16 protein-coding genes are annotated in these 19,109 nt (G+C 54.2%); 9 read left to right on the forward strand and 7 right to left on the reverse strand.

Annotated features, from left to right (window positions below):
• Window positions 1-21: 21 nt before the first annotated feature.
• The 4 genes from ACF8D4_RS17525 to ACF8D4_RS17540 all read right to left on the reverse strand — a co-directional run bounded on the left by ACF8D4_RS17525 (window position 22) and on the right by ACF8D4_RS17540 (window position 6,393).
• Entirely contained in the window at window positions 22-3,000 is a 2,979-nt protein-coding gene (locus ACF8D4_RS17525; RefSeq protein WP_392466019.1) for a ricin-type beta-trefoil lectin domain protein, read from the reverse strand.
• A gap of 407 nt (window positions 3,001-3,407) precedes the next feature.
• Entirely contained in the window at window positions 3,408-4,415 is a 1,008-nt protein-coding gene (locus tag ACF8D4_RS17530) for an ArsA family ATPase (protein ID WP_045282438.1), read from the reverse strand.
• A gap of 26 nt (window positions 4,416-4,441) precedes the next feature.
• On the reverse strand, window positions 4,442-4,714 hold the full coding sequence (locus ACF8D4_RS17535) for a cory-CC-star protein (protein ID WP_025009799.1): 273 nt from the start codon (window positions 4,712-4,714) through the stop codon (window positions 4,442-4,444).
• A complete protein-coding gene (locus ACF8D4_RS17540) occupies window positions 4,714-6,393 on the reverse strand; it encodes a carbon starvation protein A (RefSeq protein WP_025009800.1) in 1,680 nt (559 codons plus the stop codon). Before ACF8D4_RS17540 ends, ACF8D4_RS17535 begins: the two co-directional genes overlap by 1 nt.
• A gap of 51 nt (window positions 6,394-6,444) precedes the next feature.
• Between ACF8D4_RS17540 and ACF8D4_RS17545 the strand changes: the two genes are divergently transcribed.
• From ACF8D4_RS17545 to ACF8D4_RS17585, 9 genes are all read left to right on the forward strand, one after another.
• Window positions 6,445-6,630, forward strand: a complete 186-nt coding sequence (locus ACF8D4_RS17545) for a hypothetical protein (RefSeq protein WP_392466021.1) — start codon at window positions 6,445-6,447, stop codon at window positions 6,628-6,630.
• A gap of 160 nt (window positions 6,631-6,790) precedes the next feature.
• A complete protein-coding gene (locus tag ACF8D4_RS17550) occupies window positions 6,791-7,765 on the forward strand; it encodes a nucleoside hydrolase (protein ID WP_146507848.1) in 975 nt (324 codons plus the stop codon).
• A gap of 674 nt (window positions 7,766-8,439) precedes the next feature.
• Window positions 8,440-9,036, forward strand: coding sequence for a transcriptional regulator BetI (gene betI / locus ACF8D4_RS17555; protein WP_025886595.1), 597 nt, complete (start codon window positions 8,440-8,442; stop codon window positions 9,034-9,036).
• Window positions 9,036-10,496: a betaine-aldehyde dehydrogenase gene (gene betB / locus ACF8D4_RS17560; RefSeq protein WP_392466025.1), complete on the forward strand. Its 1,461-nt coding sequence runs from the start codon at window positions 9,036-9,038 to the stop codon at window positions 10,494-10,496. The genes betI and betB overlap by 1 nt, the downstream gene beginning before the upstream one ends.
• A gap of 9 nt (window positions 10,497-10,505) precedes the next feature.
• Window positions 10,506-12,191, forward strand: a complete 1,686-nt coding sequence (betA, locus tag ACF8D4_RS17565) for a choline dehydrogenase (protein WP_146507844.1) — start codon at window positions 10,506-10,508, stop codon at window positions 12,189-12,191.
• A 161-nt stretch (window positions 12,192-12,352) separates the two neighbouring features.
• Window positions 12,353-13,570 (forward strand): choline transporter, encoded by a 1,218-nt coding sequence (locus ACF8D4_RS17570; RefSeq protein ID WP_028780334.1) that lies wholly within the window; start codon window positions 12,353-12,355, stop codon window positions 13,568-13,570.
• A gap of 53 nt (window positions 13,571-13,623) precedes the next feature.
• Window positions 13,624-14,328 (forward strand): TorF family putative porin, encoded by a 705-nt coding sequence (locus tag ACF8D4_RS17575; RefSeq protein WP_219160420.1) that lies wholly within the window; start codon window positions 13,624-13,626, stop codon window positions 14,326-14,328.
• 151 nt (window positions 14,329-14,479) lie between these two features.
• The gene (locus ACF8D4_RS17580; protein ID WP_392466029.1) at window positions 14,480-15,094 is read left to right on the forward strand and encodes a PDC sensor domain-containing protein; all 615 of its coding nucleotides are present in this window, start codon (window positions 14,480-14,482) and stop codon (window positions 15,092-15,094) included.
• A gap of 42 nt (window positions 15,095-15,136) precedes the next feature.
• Window positions 15,137-16,714: a methyl-accepting chemotaxis protein gene (locus ACF8D4_RS17585; protein ID WP_107004566.1), complete on the forward strand. Its 1,578-nt coding sequence runs from the start codon at window positions 15,137-15,139 to the stop codon at window positions 16,712-16,714.
• 74 nt (window positions 16,715-16,788) lie between these two features.
• Here the strand turns inward: ACF8D4_RS17585 and ACF8D4_RS17590 are convergent, their stop codons facing one another.
• The 3 genes from ACF8D4_RS17590 to ACF8D4_RS17600 all read right to left on the reverse strand — a co-directional run bounded on the left by ACF8D4_RS17590 (window position 16,789) and on the right by ACF8D4_RS17600 (window position 18,951).
• Entirely contained in the window at window positions 16,789-17,358 is a 570-nt protein-coding gene (locus ACF8D4_RS17590; protein WP_392466031.1) for a DUF1415 domain-containing protein, read from the reverse strand.
• Between the two features lie 140 nt (window positions 17,359-17,498).
• Window positions 17,499-18,317: a DUF2797 domain-containing protein gene (locus ACF8D4_RS17595; RefSeq protein WP_144190920.1), complete on the reverse strand. Its 819-nt coding sequence runs from the start codon at window positions 18,315-18,317 to the stop codon at window positions 17,499-17,501.
• 130 nt (window positions 18,318-18,447) lie between these two features.
• Window positions 18,448-18,951, reverse strand: a complete 504-nt coding sequence (locus tag ACF8D4_RS17600) for a glycine cleavage system protein R (protein ID WP_025009810.1) — start codon at window positions 18,949-18,951, stop codon at window positions 18,448-18,450.
• Window positions 18,952-19,109 lie beyond the last annotated feature (158 nt).

Raw genomic sequence — 19,109 nt, forward strand, 5'->3', positions numbered from 1 at the left:
GCTGTTTTTTAAGGGCTTGGATCAGAGGCTGGACTTCCACTTCTGATTACTGTCGCCATGGTGGTGGTAGAGGATAAGAGCCGCGCCGGCTTGTTCTCCCGAGGCATCAAGCACCTGATTGGGTGCCATTCGGCTTGAGAACACGCTGCCGTCTTTATCGAATGCCTGAGCCGGATTGGAAGCATCGCAGGGCGCCAGTGCCAACTGGCTGTGATCCTGGGTATTGCCACCCGGAATGTGCAGGCACAGTCCCGCGTCACCAGCCAGTTTGATACTGCCTTTTATCGGTTCGAAGTACCATTTTTGCCCCTGACGGTTGCTGCAGTTGTCCAGGTTCACCAGGCTGCCGCTTTGGGCCTGTTCGGGAGCGCTGATACATAGTCCGGCACGTTTATCCCGCAAACTGACCCAGCGGTGAATGGTCATCTCAGGCCTGAGCAACCATTGCTGGTTGGCGCCGCCATGAAACTGCCATTGACCCACTTGGGCATCGTTGCCACGGCCGTAGGCGTCGGCCACTATATTGGCGTCATGGGCACTGCGAATAAAGCGGCCGTCATAATCCCAACGCAGATTGTCGCTGTCGACACACTCCCATACCACGATTTCGCCTTCATTGTAGGCCTGGCCGCGATTGTCCAAACACAAGGATGGATTGGCCTTGTTGCTGAACATGTGTTTGTCGGCATCAAAGCTCCAGCGTTGATCCCAGGCGTCGCGTTCACAGTCATAGAGGATCACATCTGTGCCATTGACCATATCGCTGCCATTACCCGGAATGTCCATACACTTGTCCGAAGCGCGGTTGACTATCCGCACATAGGTCGGTAGCGGATTGATATAGGCTTCATCCCTGTGGGCTTCAGCGCGCTCCCACATCTGCAGATAGGCTTCGGCCGAGTTCATCAAGGCTTCATAGGTACTGCCGCCAAGCTGCTCGCGCACATCCTGCAGATGATCAGCCAGCATCCCGTAATGGGCCATGCCATCCTGATTGAAGTCAAATACACGATTCCCCGATACCTGACGCTCAAACTGGATACCGAACTCACTGACGAAGGGGTAGTGCAGTGGATTAGTGGCCGCATCGTCTCTGGGACCGGCCTGAGCGCCGAGGCCACTCATATCGGTTCCCAGGCCGACACCCGGCAGAAAAGGAGTATCGGCTATCAACTGCAGGTATCTATCAATACTGCCTCCAAGATGGTTGGCGTTACTGTTGTAGGGCGCCATAAAGCCGCCGACCTTGGCCAGGCGCAGGGTGTTGGGGTGCAGTCTGCCTTGGGTACCGTCAGTCATCCAGCTGTGGCTGGTGATCACCCCACCATATTGGCGCTGCTCGACAATATCCATCACACTGGTGGCGGTTTGTGCCGACATATGATCCAATTCTATCAACATTCCCATATCTATCATGCGGTTAACCAGGTAGACGCCTTTTTCGGACAAGCCATGCTTGTTGCAGTGCAGCATGTTCTCGTCGTACTGGGGATTGAGACCCACGGCATTGAGAATATCCTTGAGTACTGGGATTTCGCCCAAAATGGGGAAACCTGACTTGAATGGTCTGCCTTGGGTGTCGGCGTCACAGGCCTGGGTTTCAAAGAAATGGCCCGTCGCCAAGACTTCACCGATATTGATAAAGCCGTCTTCCACCACTGAGCCGCCCAGTTGGTTATCGAACTTGTGGGTCGGGAACAGGATTCTCACCCCCTTGGCATAAACTTGCTGCAGTTGCTCTTCAATCTGGCGGCGGTTGCAATCATCCTTGATACCGCAGTTGAACAGCTCTGAGGCCTCTATGCCCATCAGCACCGCCAGCTTGCCGTCGGCAATGACCTCGCGAGCCTCTTGAGGCGAGGACACCAGGCGGAAGAAGCCTTTGCCGGGGCCGCCGGACTGCACATCAATATACTCCTGCATTTGCTTGAGACGGTTAATCTGCAACTGAATGCTGTTCATGGTGTTACAGTCGTTGGGGTTGACCCAACTGGCGGGATTGATGGTTTTCTGGGCGTTGCACAACACTTCGTTTTCCACCAGATGGGTGACCATCAGGCGCAAACCGCCTAGCCAGGCGCGCTCAATCCACTTGTAGTAGTAACCTGAGTGAGTCATCTGCTCGTGATTGGGCCACCAGGGGAAGTCCGGCCAGCCTCGGGTGTCATAGCGGAAGTTGGTGTCGTTGAAGGAGTAGAGATTGCCGATGAGATCCAGTGAGCCATTCGGCCCATGGATCACCGCACTGTCGTTCAACGCCTGGGTCACCCCCCAGCGGTGGAACGGCTTGCCATGCATCATCTTGCCGCCCATAAACTCATACGAGGTGATATGGGTGTGGGCATCGACCAGACCCCGCACCGGCAGTGAAGCATCGCCTTTCAGGGCGGAGAAATCACCACTGGCATTGACTTCAACCTCGGGAAACGCGCTGCAGGCATCACTGGCAACCAGCTTGAAGCTTGCCTCTGAAGTGTTGTTTCCAGGGTTGAGCAGATCGAAGAAATACAAGCCACCACCGCTGTAGTTGTGCCTGAGTCCCAGATTGAGGCCCACGGCGTGGAAGCGATAACTGAATTCACCGGATGGCGTTGTTTCGGCGTCAACCCGCCACTCGGCAAATTCCCCCGGATAACGACCGGCGCTGACTTCGGCCGGCAGATGGCTGGCAAAGAAGCGGCCATCTGCGTCTGTCATCATAAAATGACCGCGGCGACTGGGTTTGAAGTAAAACGCACTGGCCTCGGCCTGGCTGATATTATCGAAACGATAACTCAGACCATCATCCACAGTGCCTCCCTGATGGAAGCGATGCAGATACTGGCCATTGGTCGGCGATTGAATAATAAAACATTGCTGCGCCAGGCTGTCGACCGCCTGGGTGGTTTGAGTTTCAGCTGCAGTTAGGGGTAGGGTTCCCAGCGCAAACAGGCCGGGGATCAGGGCAGAGAACAGACTTTTGGCACTGGGCCAATCTCCATGTCCGATTAGCTTTTTCATAGGTTAGTCCACGAAGTTGCTGGTTAATGTTGGTTTATTTCGCAACTGCTAAACTTCTGCACCCTCATGTATATGGCTAACACTGGTTTTAATCAAGCGATTGTTTAAATTTTGTTAACTTTGAGGTTGGTGATCTTGGTAACAGGCAACGTTGAGATGTAGAGACTGCTGCGCCACTGCGCCTTCTTGATTTGAGCTAGTTGGTTTTTATATGTTTAAATTCAATATCTTGTGATTTTTTTGGCGGTTGGCTATATAGGCTATGGCGTCTCTTATGCTGCGGATTTAGCTGTGTCAAAGGTATACCTTCTGATATAAGTAGCTCCTTGCCGGAGCTCGCGATTGGGTGCAGGTGTTGTCTGCGTTTGGTGAAATAGGCCAAACGATTGAAGGGAAATTGGCTGAATTTACAGCCCGGCTTTGGCCAGTTCTGTCGCCATCTGTTCAAGACCGCTCAGGCCCTGGATATCGGTTTCCTTGAGGGGCAGTCGAAAGCGGGACAGCTTGCTAAAGTTTACGTCTATTTCTTCGAGGTGCACGGCTTCCTGCTGGCGGCGTTTGGCAAGAAAACTGCCGTCGGCCTCGGGTGGCAGCAGTCGATTGACCACCAAACCGGCCAGCGGTAACTGCTCGGCCTGCAGGCTGGCCACGGCGCGGCGGGTTTCCAGAATAGGCAGCTTCTCTGCGGTCAGAACAAACAGCAGCCCTGTTTGCTGCGGATCTTTAATCAGCTCACGGGTGCGTTGCAGCAGCCGTTGTCGCGCCAGCAGGGTTTCGGCTATGGCCTTGTTGCGCGGCGCCATTCCGGCGGTGGCGTGCTCGGCCGGATCGTCGAAGGGGTTATCGACATCACGGCCCCGGCCGGGTGTCAGGTGCGACAGCATGGCGCCGAGCTTCTCTGATTTCTGATTGGCGCTCAGCATACCTTGGGTCCAGGCGGCCATCGCCTCAGGCAGGCTCAGCAGCCTAAGGGTATGGCCGGTGGGCGCGGTATCGAAAATAATCAGATCGTATTCACCGAGGCCGCTTTCCAGGGTCTTGGCTATTCGCTCCAGCAAGGCGGCTTCCTGGGCACCGGGAGACTGACGGGTGAGGCGCATCTGCCGCTCGATTTCAGCGAACATCTCCGGGCGGGTAAAACTCTTCAACTGTTGGCTGACCCGGTCGAGATGTTGGCGCACTTCCTCATCCGGGTCGATTTCCAGTGCATCCAGATTCGGTGCCAGCCGGGTGCAGTGATCGCCTATCTGCTTGGCAAAGGCATCGCTCAGGCTGTGGGCCGGATCTGTGGACACCAGCAGGACTTTCTTGCCGCGCCCGGCTGCCAACAGGGCCAGTGAGGAGGAGACAGTGGTCTTGCCGACACCGCCTTTGCCACCCACCCACAGAATACGTTTGTCGGTCAGCTGCGCCATAGCCCGTCCTTAATTAACATCTTGTTTCAACAGCATCTGAACTGATCCAGTGGTGAGTGGGGCATACCCATACGCAGGTGCCAGTCATGGAACTTTTCCAGCATCAAGGGCTGCAGCTCCAGAGTGTAGTAACTGGCCGGGTTGGGTACCCCCATCATTTCGGAGAAGATCAGCAGCATAAAAAGATCGTCCTGCTCCCTGCGGGCGCGGGCGACTGCCGAGCGAAAAGGGGCGTTATACGCCTCTTCCGCCAGGTGGCTAAGGTCTTTGACCAATGCCTTGATCTTCGCTAGTTTCATCAGTCGTTCTCCGCCGCAGTTTTACGCGCCTTGAGCGAACGGCTCAGCGTGGCACTGCACTCCAGTGAAATCACTATGGCGGCGATCAGTACCACCAAGTCCAGAGTAAACAGGAACCAATCCTGCTTGTCGTAGAAGCCTTTGAGTTGAATAAGCAGGCCCATGGTGGTCATCACCAGCAGGAAGATAAGCGGAGCCAGGGTATACCACATGGGGCGACCCAGTTTCACCAGCATCACTGTGATTACCAACAATGTCAGGCCAGCCAGTAACTGGTTGGTGGTGCCAAACAGCGGCCAGATCAGCATGCCACCCGAGCCGTCACCGCCGGCGCCGAAGGCCAGCAGCAAGCAGGTGCCCACGGCCAGCAGAGTGGCGACGGCGCCATTTTGCATCCAGTTGAGGTTATAGATGCTGCCCCATTCCTGGAATATGTAACGCTGCAGCCGCAAGCCTGTGTCCATGGTGGTACCGGCAAACAGCACCACCATTACTGTCAGCAGGGTTTGCGCCATGGTTTCATCCATGCCTATCCCGGATTCGAGGATATTGGCGCCGCCCTTGATAAAGGCGCTGACGCCCCCCTGCCCAAAGGCGTGGTAGACAGCCTGCCAGTCGGCCAGGGTCGCAAAACCCGCTGTGGCGGCTATGATGGCCGCCAGTGCCAGAGAGCCTTCGCCTATGGCGCCAAAGTAGCCGACAAAACGTACATCCGGTTCTTTATCCAGTTGTTTCGAGGTGGTTCCGCTGGAAACCAGGCCGTGGAAGCCGGAAATCGCGCCGCAGGCAATGGTAACAAACAGCAGTGGCACTATGGATGGAGTGCCTTCGGGCACATCGGTATTAAAGGCCGGTGCCACTATATCAGGCGCGCCCAGAAGCACGGCGCCGTAAAGCAAGCCTAAGCCGATAAACAGCTGAATACCATTGATATAGTCCCGTGGTTGCAGCAGCATCCATACCGGCAGCAGCGAGGCGATGGCGGCATAAACAAACAGCAGGATGATCCAGCTTTGGTTATCCGACAGCGGCCCCAGGGTTTCCGGCAATGCCAGCGGCAAAGACGGACCGATATAGATGAGCGCGTACAATGCTGCCACGCCGACAATGGACACCACCAAGAGGTTGATAAGACGGCGGTAGATGAGCTGGCCTATGATGAGTGCCACCACTATGGCGCCCCAAACCGGCAGGGTAGCGCTGGGGAAGTTGATCAACTGCTTGGCAATGACGACGGCAAACACGGCGTTAACCATGAGCAACACCAAGAATATTACCACCATAAAGATGCTGCGGGCCCGCTCGCCGATAACATCACCCGTGACCGCACCTATGGATTTGGCCTTGTTGCGGTTACTGGCCCAGATGGCGCCGGCATCGTGCACCCCGGCAAAGAAGATGGTGCCGAACACCACCCAGAGGAAGGCCGGCACCCAGCCCCAGATAACCGCAATAGCCGGGCCGATAATCGGTGCAGCTCCGGCCACAGAGGTAAAGTGGTGGCCCCAAAGCACATATTTATTGGTGGGCACATAGTCGATACCATCCTGCATCTCGTGTGCAGGAGTCACGAAGTTGGGATCGACTTTGAAGATTTTTTCGCAGATGAATTTTGAATAGACAAAATAGCCGGCCGCCATCGCGCCCAGGCCCATTAACATCAACAGCACAGCATTCATGGGACACCTCTTGTTGTTGTTTTGATGTATCGATGTTAATGGAAGGTGGTTGTGGCTGATATCAGACTAAAGTCCTATTCGCTCGCGGCTATCAAGAACAGCATCTTTGCTGTAGGCATTTGTCAGAAAAGCAATAATTGCCTGCAATACCGCGGTGGTTCATGCCGCTTGATTGTGCGTTTTGCCGCTTTTATGGGCTATCAAGCTTATCCGGATGAGAGCCGAATATTGCAGTGATAGCCCTTAGGTGAACAGATACTGACCCCTGTGTCTCATTTCCTCAATTCGGCGCACTATTATGGGGCGCACAGCGTGAGATTTAGCGCTAGAATGGGCCAGTGCCGCCGGCTTGCAGCGGCACAGATAATATCAATAACATCACAAAGGAAGCTGGATTGTGACGAAGAAAATTATCCTGGATACAGATCCCGGTATTGATGATGCAATGGCAATTCTGTTTGCCGAAGGGCATGCATCTGTGGATCTTATCGGTATCACCACAGTATTTGGCAACGCCACCATTGAAAACAGCACTCGCAATGCCCTTTACTTGAAACAGAAATACGGCATGAAGGCAGACGTATCCATAGGGGCGGATAAGCCGTTGTCGCGCCCTCCTGTCGGCCCTACCACCATAGTTCATGGTGATACCGGTTTTGGCGATCTGCAAGTCACCGCCGCCGATGTCAGCCTAAGCGCCGATCCCCGTCCGGCATGGCAGTATATCGTCGAGCAGCTCAAGGCGCAGCCGGGGGAGATCACTCTGGTGGCTGTTGGGCCTCTGACCAATCTGGCACTGGCGCTGCAGCATGAACCCGGGATCACCAAACTGGCTAAAGAAGTGGTGATCATGGGCGGGGCCTTCGGGGTTAACGGCCATCAGGGCAATGTCAGCCCGTTTGCCGAAGCCAATATCCATGACGATCCCGAGGCGGCCGATATCGTATTTACTGCCGACTGGCCCGTGGTGATTATCGGTCTGGATGTGACCCATGAGAGTTTCTTTACGCCCGAGTATCTGGATAAGCTGCGCGATGAAGCCGGTGAGCCGGGACGCTTTATTCACCAGATAAGCCGTTTCTATCTCGACTTTTACCAGCGTAGCCTGGGAATTTCCGGCTGCCATGTGCACGACCCCTCGGCGATTGCCTATGTGATAGATCCCAGCCTGTTTACCCTGAGAAAAGGGCCTGTGCGGGTGGTTTGCTCCGGCCCGGCCATTGGCCACACAATGCAGAAAACCTACGAGCGGCGCCATCCCCATGATGACTGGAGCGATATGCCGGCGCAAAGTGTTGGGGTGGGGGTGCGCAACGAGGCGCTGCTCGAACTGTATCGCAACACCCTGATAGATTTCGGTCGTCGGTCATAGGTCTTGCTGCGGCAGTTATTTTTCTGCTCAGCCGACTTCATCTGATGCCAGAGCCCGGTATTTGGCCGGGCTCTTTTACTAACCCCTTGCAGGGACTCTTGTCTTGCGGTTTATCCGCCTTTTCACTTTATTCATCTGTTACCTGTCCCAACATGGTTCAGCGTTAGTCGGCTTCCAGGTTCAGTATTCCTCTTGTTAATTATGACTCCTCTTTTTTGGTCATAACTCCTCATTCTAATCACTCTTTCTCATTGTCACCTTATTCTCTGCTTCCCACTAATCATCGCCTTATCCTCAGCCCCAGTCTCAATCTCAGTGTCCGGCTTCCAAGCAGCAGGTTAGGTCCGGAGCGACAGGCGTATTTATCTGCGCTATCGGGTTAGAGAGTGAGTCACAATGTTTTAGTTCAAATGATATCTGCTGTAATTATTTAGACGGTGAACACTTGGGTCGTTCTGCGGTAATTTTTCGGTTAACACCTCAGAAATAGCGAAGTTTTGTCGGTAAATAGAAACTTTTTCAGATAAATTTCAAGCAACGTAAGCATTTGTTGCTGTGAGGTAAATCACTCTTTTGTGACTTATGTGATCTTAAAACTCGGCTCCAGTTGGGTTGATAATTACAGTTCAAATCATTAGGCTTGTTTTTAATTGAACGGTCAATTAATAAAAAATATGCCCAAGATTGGAATGAAACCCGTGCGCCGCCAGCAACTGATCGATGCCACTATGGCCTCGGTGGCCGCCAATGGTTTGCACAATACCACCATCAACAGCATCAGCCGCTTGGCCGGGTTGTCGTCGGGGATCATCAGCCATTATTTCGGTGGCAAGCAGGAGCTGATTGAAGCGACATTGCGGCATTTGCTGGAGCAACTGAAGCTGGCTTTGCTGGCGCAAACGGCAGAGCGGCAGCTTTCCCCCAAGGCACGGCTGCACGCCATAGTGGCGGCCAACTTCACCGAGTTTCAACGCTCGGGGGCGGCTACCCGTACCTGGCTTAATTTCTGGGCTCAGTCCATGCATGAGCCCGGGCTTGCCAGGTTGCAGCAGGTCAACAGTGCCAGACTGCAGAGTAACTTGGCCTTCTCTTTCAAACAGTTATTGCCCAGGGAGCAGGCGCTCAAGAGTGCCGAGCAGGTGGCCGCCATGATTGACGGTTTTTGGCTGCGCAGTGCTCTCAGTCCTGAACCTGAGCAGGCGTTTGCTGCCGCAGAATCCTGGTGTATCGATTTCATTGACCAAAGTCTGGCTTATCACGGAGTACATTGATGACACAGCCTGTTTATCAGAATTTTATTGACGGTCGTTATATGGCCAACGCCTCGGGTGAATCCTTTGAGGTGATTAACCCTGGCACGGGCCAGGTGCAATACCACGTTGAAGTGGCCGATGAGGCCATCAAACAGGCGGCCATTGCCAGTGCCAAACGCGGATTTGCCGCTTGGTCAGCCATGAGCGCCATGGCGCGCAGCCGGGTGCTGTTGAAGGCGGTGGCCCTGCTGCGGCAGCGCAACGATGAGCTGGCCAAAATTGAAGTGCTGGATACGGGTAAACCCTGGCAGGAGGCGTCTGTGGTGGACGTGGTCACAGGGGCCGATGCCATAGAATACTTCGCCGGCATAGTGGTGGGCCTGGAAGGCTGCCAGCAAAGTGTTGGCGATGATTTCTTCTATACCCGCCGAGAACCTCTGGGGATCTGTGCCGGTATCGGCGCCTGGAATTATCCTTTGCAGATTGCCTGTTGGAAGTCGGCGCCGGCGTTGGCCGCCGGTAATGCGATGATCTTCAAGCCGTCTGAGGAGACCCCGCTCGGCGCTCTGAAGCTGGCGGAAATCTTTATCGAAGCCGGTGTGCCCGCCGGTGTGTTCAATGTGGTGCAGGGCGCGGCCGAAGTAGGTCAATGGCTGACTCACAGTGAGGATATCGCCAAGGTGTCCTTTACCGGCGAAGTGGGCACAGGCAAGAAGGTGATGGCGGCAGCGGCCTCCAGTCTCAAGGATGTCACAATGGAACTGGGGGGCAAGTCTCCGCTGATCATCTTTGAAGACGCCGAGCTGGGAGATGCCGTCAGCGCCGCCATGCTGGGCAACTTTTATACCCAAGGTGAAATTTGTACCAATGGTACCCGGGTCTATGTCGCCCGCAACCTTTACCCGGCCTTTATCGAACGTTTGCAGCAAAGGATGGCCAATATCAAGGCCGGCGACCCCATGGCGCCGGACACCAATTTCGGCGCTCTGATATCCAGCGCGCATAGAGACAAGGTGCTCGAGTATATCGCCCTTGGGCAGGCTGAGGGGGCGAGGCTTCTTTGCGGTGGCAAGCCTTTGACGCCGGACTCGGCCCCAGAGGGTTTCTTTGTTGAGCCGACCGTATTTGTCGACTGTGATGACAAGATGCGTATTTGCCGTGAAGAGATCTTCGGCCCCGTGATGTCTGTGTTGATTTTCGACGATGAAGAGGAAGTGATCCGCCGTGCCAACGATACGGCCCTTGGTTTGGCTGCTGCGGTATTTAGCCGCGATATTCGCCGCGCCCACAGGGTGATTCATCGGCTTCAGGCCGGGATTTGCTGGATCAATGCCTATGGCGCTTCACCCTCGGAGATGCCCGTCGGTGGCTACAAGCTTTCGGGAGTCGGCCGGGAGAACGGCAGTGAAACCCTCAAGGCCTATACCCAGACCAAATCGGTTTATGTCGGCATGCAGCCCCTGGGAAGTCCATTTTAAGGAGCCGTTATGAACCAGAATTTCGATTACATCATTGTCGGTGCCGGTAGCGCAGGGTGCGTGCTGGCCAACCGCCTGAGCGAAGATAAAAACAAACGGGTCTTGTTGCTGGAAACCGGCGGCAGCGATCGCAGCATCTTTATTCAGATGCCAACGGCGTTGTCCATTCCCATGAATACCCAAAAGTACGCCTGGCAGTTTGAAACCGAGCCTGAACCGGGGCTGGACAACCGGCGCATGCATTGTCCCAGGGGCAAGGTGCTCGGCGGTTCTTCATCCATCAACGGCATGGTCTACGTCCGCGGTCACGCCCATGACTTTGATGAGTGGCAGGCCAGTGGCGCCGAGGGCTGGAGCTACGCCGATTGCTTGCCCTATTTCAAAAAGGCCGAGACTTGGGCCTTTGGCGGTGACAAGTATCGAGGCGATAGTGGGCCCTTGGGGGTCAACAACGGTAACCGCATGGCTAACCCCCTGTATAAGGCCTTTGTTGATGCCGGTGTGCAAGCCGGGTACCTGGCCACGGATGATTACAACGGTGCCCAGCAGGAAGGCTTTGGTGCCATGCATATGACGGTGAAAAATGGTGTGCGCTGGTCTACGGCCAATGCCTATCTGCGTCCGGCCATGACACGGGATAATTTAAAAGTGGTGACCGGCGCCTTGGTACACAAGGTATTGCTGCAGGACAAGGTGGCAACCGGGGTGCGCTATGAATGCGGCGGCAAGTTGCAGCAGGCCATGGTTGGCATGGGCGGCGAAGTGATCCTTTCAGCAGGTCCCGTGGGTTCGCCCCATCTGCTGCAGCTTTCCGGTATAGGTGCGCCCGAAGTCCTTAAAGAAGCCGGTATTGAGCTGGAGCATGCCTTGCCCGGGGTGGGGGAGAATCTTCAGGATCATCTGGAGTTCTATTTTCAGTTCCGTTGCACCCAGCCAGTTTCCCTCAACCGCAAACTGGATTGGTGGAACAAGTTCCTGATCGGCAGCCGCTGGTTCTTTACCAAGACGGGACTTGGGGCGACCAACCATTTTGAATCCTGCGGTTTTATCCGCTCCAAGGCGGGCCTGGCCGCACCGGATCTCCAGTATCACTTCCTGCCCGCCGCCATGCGTTATGACGGCCGGGAAGCCTTTGATGGTGATGGTTTTCAGGTGCATATCGGCCACAATAAACCCAAGAGCCGGGGATGGGTCAGGGTACAGAGCAGCGATCCGCACCGGCATCCGCAGATACGTTTCAACTATTTGCAACACCAGGATGATATCGAAGGCTTTCGCGCCTGTGTGCGCCTGACCCGGGAGATTATTCATCAGCCGGCATTCGATGGTTATCGCGGAGAAGAGATCCAGCCTGGTGCCGAGGTGGAAACCGATGAGCAGATAGATGCCTTTGTTCGTCGTTCGGTAGAGAGTGCTTATCATCCATCCTGTTCCTGCAAGATGGGCACAGATCCCATGGCCGTGGTGGACCCGCAAAACCGGGTGCATGGCATTGAAGGACTGAGAGTCGTGGACTCTTCCGTATTCCCCACCATTCCCAATGGCAACCTCAATGCACCGACCATAATGTTGGCAGAGAAGGCCGCCGATATTATCCGCGGCCGTGAAGCCTTACCGGCCTCTGATGCCACAGTTGTTCTGGCTGACAAGTGGCGAGCGCAGCAGCGCTGCCACGCACCCGAGCGGCCTAGCTGATCTTAAAATCCAAGGGGCCAGTCTGCAGTCGGCCCCTTAACCCCTGTCAATGCTGAAATCGGCGCAGCCAAGCCGAGGGCTTTTTGCTGGCCAAAATTCGCCATTAGTCTGGGGCTGGAATTAGAAAAATATAATTTAAATCAACAATAAAGGGAAAAATTATGGAGCTTTGGCTTTCAGCAGGGATCTTATTTACCTTTGCCATGATAGGGGTGATCCTGTATCGGTGGGGCAACATCCCCTGCGTAGGTGTCACCCCGGTGCGGATCAACACCTTTATCGCTATTTTGTTCACCTCAGGCCTGGATGTAGGCTTGATCATGTTCCCGCTCACCGAATTCGGCACTTACACAGATACCAACAGCAGCCCCGAATACGCCTTTTCCAATCCCTTGGCGATAGAGTTTGGATTTTGGGCCTTTCTCATCTGGGGTTTTTACTTTGTCACCTGTTTCTATTTTTGCGTCATTGAGCCCAGAGTGAAGTTCTTTGAACTCAAGGCGGTAAAGTTCATCAACAACATGGTGATTATCGGCACCTGTGCCTTCACTGCTTATCTGCTGCTCAGCAACTTGCCCTGGTATCTGCCGGAGATGGGCGATGGAGAGTCCGTCATAGGCGCCTTCTATCTGATAGTGTTTGCCGTCATCGCCATCGCGGTTTATTCCAGTACCAGCATTAAATACGTCAAGGTGCTCAGCCTGGCCAGTACCTGGCTGTTTGTGGCGCTGATAGCCCTGATGTGGAGCGGCGCATTTTTAGGGGAGAATGGCACTGTCGGCGACTTCATTACCACCTTTTCGTTATTGGGTGAGTACTTTGTCGATATCAAGCATTTTGTGTTGCCGCTCAATGACTATCATGCCTTTTACCTGTTCTGGTGGTTTGCCTGGAGCATTATGATAGGCCAGTTTACCTCGCGGTTTGTCGGCGGGATCAAGACCTGGCAACTCTTGCTTGCCATGATGGTGTTTCCCTCCATTCCCATCGCGATCTGGTTCAGTGTCCTCTATTTCTACGATACCCAGGCCATCTCCACATCCGGCTTTTATAACCTGGCCATGGTCATGGTGGGCATTACCTTTGTGATCAATTCGCTGGACTCATTGATCCGTCTCTACACGGATAACCTGGGGCTGACGGTTGCCAGGCTCGGCAAACGCAACTATCTGCTTGGCAATATCGCCGTGATGGTGCTGCTGACCTTGCTGTTCCAACTGGATTTCTTGGAGATTCAATGGGTTGGGGCCCTGGCCATTGGGCTTATCTTCGCCTGTGCCGGTTACATGCTGCTGACCAAACTGAAAACCTTGGGCCGGATCCAAGGCTCTCCCAAAGAAAACACCATAGATTTTAATAAAATAGAGTTGGCTGACTGATGCCGGCTTCAATCCATAAAACCAAAAGAGGAACACAGATGCGCTTGAACGCCATGGCAAATTATCTCAAGAGCGGCGGTGTGGCGGCACTGCTGACACTGACTTTCACGGCCGAGGCCGAGTGGTCATCGACCGTGACCCTGGCATCGGATTACAGTTTCAACGGGGTCAGTCAGACAGATGAAGGCCCGGCGTTACAGGCCAGCTTGGATTACAGTAGTGAAAGTGGCTGGTATCTTGGCAGCTTCGCTTCCAATGTCGACTTCGGTGGCGGCGATGATACCTGGTTGGAACTTGACGGTTACGCAGGTTATTTTTACCAGTTCAATGAACACCTGAGCCTGGATGCCGGGCTTGCCTATTATAGCTATCACGGCGAATCCTTTTCCGATGACTACAACTATCCGGAAGCTTATGCCAAGTGGGGTTATCAGTCGCCATTCGGTCAGTCGGAGCTGAATCTCTGGTACAGCTGGGATTACTTTGGTACCGGTGCCGGCCACAGCATAGTGATGCTAGCCCACAGTTTTGAATTGGCGCCCGGTCATCGGCTGAGGTTGAGTTTTGACCGTTCCACATCGGATGATACAGACAAGTGGCTGTGGCAGGGAAGCAGAGGTTATCAACACTATCGCATCGCCTACCAGACCCAATATCACGGCATAGATATTGAGCTGGCAGGTGAAGATACCAGCCTGGACTCGGACAATGCCGATGCCAGGTTGGTGCTAAGCCTGTCGCACAGATTCACCTTCTGAAGAGCTGCCCTATTGGCCCAGGCTGGAGTGGGCGGCGTCAGCCGGGCCTTGCGGCTTACTTAAGAATATTCTTTTATCTTTCAAGCGCTCTTGTGATTTGTTGACTAGTCTTATCTCAGGATGATTTCTATCACAGCAGGGAGCAACCCAGATGACCTCTATCAGCAAATTTTGTCGCAGCAAATCTTGCGCTGCATTGTTCAGTGTGACGCTGCTCGGCGCGACTTCTATGTTTGTTGCCGCTTCAGCCAATGCCAACGACTATGAAGCCGCCATCAGCGAACTTGCCAATACCCAGGTCAAGAGTTGGCTTGGCGACCCTTTGATCGTCGATAGCATCAAGCAACAAAACAGTGCCAATGCCGAACTTTCCAAGGAGCAAATTCTCGACTTGGACAAGCAATGGCGTGCTCAGGTTGCTGCCGCCGACAAGCCATTGGTGAATAAGCTTCTCAACAATCCGCTTTCCGATTTTTTGCGGCAGAAACTGCAGCAAAGCAATGGCCTTTATACCGAAATATTCATCATGGATGACAAGGGATTGAATGTGGGACAGAGTGCCATGACTTCAGATTATTGGCAGGGGGATGAAGCCAAATGGCAGCAAACCTTCGCCAAGGGGCCAGACAGTATCCATATCAGCGAGGTGGAAGAGGATGAGTCTACCCAGAGTTATCAGAGTCAGCTGAGTCTGCCTGTTGTCGACCCCTCGTCCGGTGCAGTGATAGGCGCCATTACACTGGGGATCAACGTAGAGCTACTTTAAGCGTCTTTTACTTGTTATTTCCCCTCAGTCAGGGAGGCCTGTATGGGAATCTTCAACAGGATCAGCAGCAAGATGGCCTTGATCGCCTCTGTGGTGGTTTTGGCCGGTTTTACGCTGACCAACTTTATAAGCCAGCATAGGCTCACCAGCACTCTGGTCGATATGGAGCGGATCAGCAGTCAGGTGATCACCGGATTTGTGTCGCAACAACTGCTCAATGCGGTGAAATTTGGCAAGGCGGACAAGGTCGAGGAGGAGTTTGTCAATCTGGCCAAACAGACCCGGGGGAACCTCGGGTATGCCGTGGTGTTTGATGCTTCGCAGGCCGTTTTTGCTCAGTTTGGTGAGCCAGGCAAGACCGGTGCCCAGATGCAGGCCTCGCTGGGGCAGCATCTGCCGCAACTGAAAGCCGGCGAGCCTCAGACCTTGGTCACCGACAAGGACATTCAAATACTTCATCCCATTATCAACAGCCGTGATCAGGCGCTGATTGGGGTACTGGGCATGAGCTGGAGTCTTCAGGAGATCCAGCGGCAGACAAATGCTATGTTGTTGGGAGGCATAGCCGTTGCTATTCCTGTCGCCGTGGCGATCATCATCTGCCTGCTGCTGGTGATGAAGCGCCTGGTGATGCGCCCGGTGGACAGGATCACCCAACTGGCGCAGGAGTTGGCTCGCGGAGAAGGGGATCTGCGTCGGCGTATCGAATATTCGAGCGACGATGAGTTGCGCGGCCTGTGTGACAACATCAATCACTTCATTATCAAGGTGCAGGAAGCCCTGGCCGATGTTACCGCTCAGTCGAGTTCCTTGACTGAGATAGCCACCCAAAGCCGCCAGACATCCCAGAGTGCCAATGCCGCCACTCAAGAGCAGCGCGGCAGCCTGGAACAGATGTCCCACTCGATACGTGACATGTCCAGCGTGATCCACGAGGTGGCACAAAACGCGGCCGAGGCAGAGGATTCCACCAAGGATGCCAGGGCGGTATCCCAGGAAGTGCAGGCCATCATAGAGCGCAATCGTGAGTCGATAGACTCACTTGCCGCCGAGGTGGAGCGGGCCTCGGGAGTGATTCAGCGGCTTTATGATGACAGTCAGCAGATAGGGCGGATCCTCGAAGTGATCCAAGCGATTGCCGAGCAGACCAATCTGTTGGCACTGAATGCGGCCATAGAGGCGGCCCGTGCCGGTGAGCAGGGGCGGGGCTTTGCCGTTGTGGCCGATGAAGTACGCTCTCTGGCCAGCAAGACCCAGCAGTCGACCGAAGAGATCAAGGCGATGATAGAACGTTTGCAAGCTGGCAGTAAAGATGCCGCAGATGTGATGAATGCCAGTTGTAACAAGGCTCGGGAGGGGGTTGAGCAGGCACAGCAGAGCCGTGAAGCACTGCAGCTGATTGCCGCTAAGGTAGACGCCATTTCCAGCGTCAACAGCCTGATAGCCTCGGCGACCCAATCTCAGGCACGCTCGGCCGAGAGTCTGTCCCATGATCTGGAACAGTTGCATCATCTGAGTGAAATCTCCGCCAGCAGCGCCGAGGAAGCGGCGCACCATGGCAGTGAGCTCTTCGACCTAATCAATAAGACCCAGGTAACCCTCGGGCGTTTCAAAGTCTAGGGTTTCAAGGTCTGAGGTAAGGCCCGGGAAGGGGCAGATAAGCCTGAATCACATCAAGGCTTATCTGCTTTTTTTTATGGTTTTCGGCTCAGGCAGTGTTGCAGCAGTTTGGCGAAGAACTCGCTGCCCTTGCGGCGGGCAAAGGCGATGTTGCGCTCGGGAATCGACTCAGGATCATCATATTCGGCCAGGGCCTGTTCCATACTGGCTTCACGTATGATGTGCAGGGTCGGATAGGGCGCTCTGTTGGTATAGTTGGCGGCATCATCCTGGGCCTCCCCTTCGAAACAATAGTCGGGGTGAAAGCTGGCCAACTGGTAAACCCCTTCATAACCCTCTTCGAACAACAGCTGCTCGGCAAAGGCCAACAGATCCAGATAGAGGTGAAAACCTTCAAAGCCCCTCGGCAGAATGAACAGGCTGGTTTCCGCTTGTGGGTGCTCATCCAGATATTGGCACTCGTCCAGCAACGCCTGCAAGGCAGTATCCATGCGGCTTTCTTCGCAAACTGTGTAACGAATCGAGTCGCGCTCGACTTCCCGCCTGGCGAAGGGGCAGATGTTGTACTTCATGATCACCTCCTTGACCCAAGCCTGGGTTTGGGCGGCGATAGTCTGGGATCCCATCATGGAGTCTGTGGCCATATTCTGCTCTGTATCTGTGTAAGGGCGTTATTGGCGGCCATCATAGGCAGCCTCTGGGGTACTGGCAAGCACCAAAGGTACTGAGGGATGAAATACGGCGCCCATCCAAGTGGCGCCGCTGGTTTGCTCAAATTAAAAAATCAGTAGCTGACTTCCACTTCATAAGAGGTGAACTTGCGGATATTGATTACTCCGGTATCGAAAAGCAGGTACTGACCCTTGATGCCCATCAGAGTGCCGCTGACAATGGCTTCTTTGTCAAAGTTATGGGACTTGATCTTCTTTGGAAACTCACTGACCGGGTAGTGAATTTGCGTCTCTGTCTCGGTCAATCTCTCTATCTTGTAATCACCGCGGCTCATTGCCAGCTCGTGCAAGCGGGTTTCGATACTCGGCAATAGCGTTTCGGCCTTGGCCTTGAGATCTATCTCGTCGTTGTTGCCCTTGAGCATCGCCTGCCAGTTGGTCTTGTCGGCAATCAGTTTGGCCAGTTCGACTTCGATAAGGCCGGAAAGCTGCCTGCTGCTGACCTTGAATATCGGCAGCCCCTGAGTGGCTCCCTGATCCAGCCAGCGGGTGGGCAACTGGGTGTGGCGGGTAATGCCGACCTTTATTCCCGAGGTATTGGACAGGTAAACATAGTGGGGCACCATGCAATGCGTGTCGCCCCATTCGGGTTCGCGGCAGGTTCCCTGATCATAGTGGCAGGTTTCCGGTTTCATCACGCAGAGATCGCAGCTGGCGAGTTTCTGCATACAGACATAACAGTGGCCCTGGGAGTAACTCTTCTTGGTCTTCTTACCGCAGTTGCAGCAGAAGATGTTACCCGTGTGACTCAGGGTTAAACTCTTGCCGATCAAAGGGTTCAACGCCAGGCGCTGTTCAGCCACTCTGAGGGTGTATTGTGCCAGATGGTTCTCGTCCAGGGCGACGGCCATCTTATTCAGTGTTCCAAGCATAACGACAAAGCTCTGTTCTTGAGATTTTCGCCAGTGTACCAGTTTTCCTAACAGGAATTATCGATTGCACATCGGTTGCTGCTTTTGCAGGCGTTCAAGAGTCAGAGGTCGGGCAGCTGCAGTATCGGGCTCAGGTCAGATTCAGCTTATCCAGTACCAGATCATCACCTATGCTGTAGAGGGATTCGGTCAGGCGCTCCTCCTGCATAGGGTCGGTCAATCCCAGGCTGATGGTGGCCCGAAACAGGGCGATGCCGGTATGGCCCGCGGTTTCAAACTTGCTGCTGAATTGCTCGATATTGATGCCCAGGGCATTGATCCTGTTGGAAATGTCCAGCACCAGCCCGGGCCTGTCGTAGGCCACCAAGTTGAAACTCAGGCGTTTGATATATTTCTGCTGCTGGCCGGCCCTGGCACTGGTGAGCGCCATACCATCGATGCACTCCAGGGCATCGAGCAGGTCATCCCAGTGTTCGCTGGGAACCTCAAGCAGCAAAATAGCGGCAAAAATCCCGTCTATATGACGTAATTCCGAGTCGAGCCAGTTGCCGCCGTGGCGGCTGACCGCATGGGCAATCTGCTCAACCAATCCTTTTCTGTCAGGGACTTGCAGTGTGATAAGGTAACGAAGCATGGTAGACAGACTCCTGAATAATGTTAAAAAAAGCTATGTAACACTATTGTCATTTTTGCGTCATATAATCCCAGCCACTCGATAAGGGATGGTCTTACCTGGGTTGGCCGAAACGCAATAACGTACGGTTAATTCGGTAAAAAAGCCTAACAGCTATT

Source organism: Shewanella sp. YQ_9, assembly GCF_043103185.1.
Lineage (GTDB): Bacteria > Pseudomonadota > Gammaproteobacteria > Enterobacterales > Shewanellaceae > Shewanella > Shewanella algae.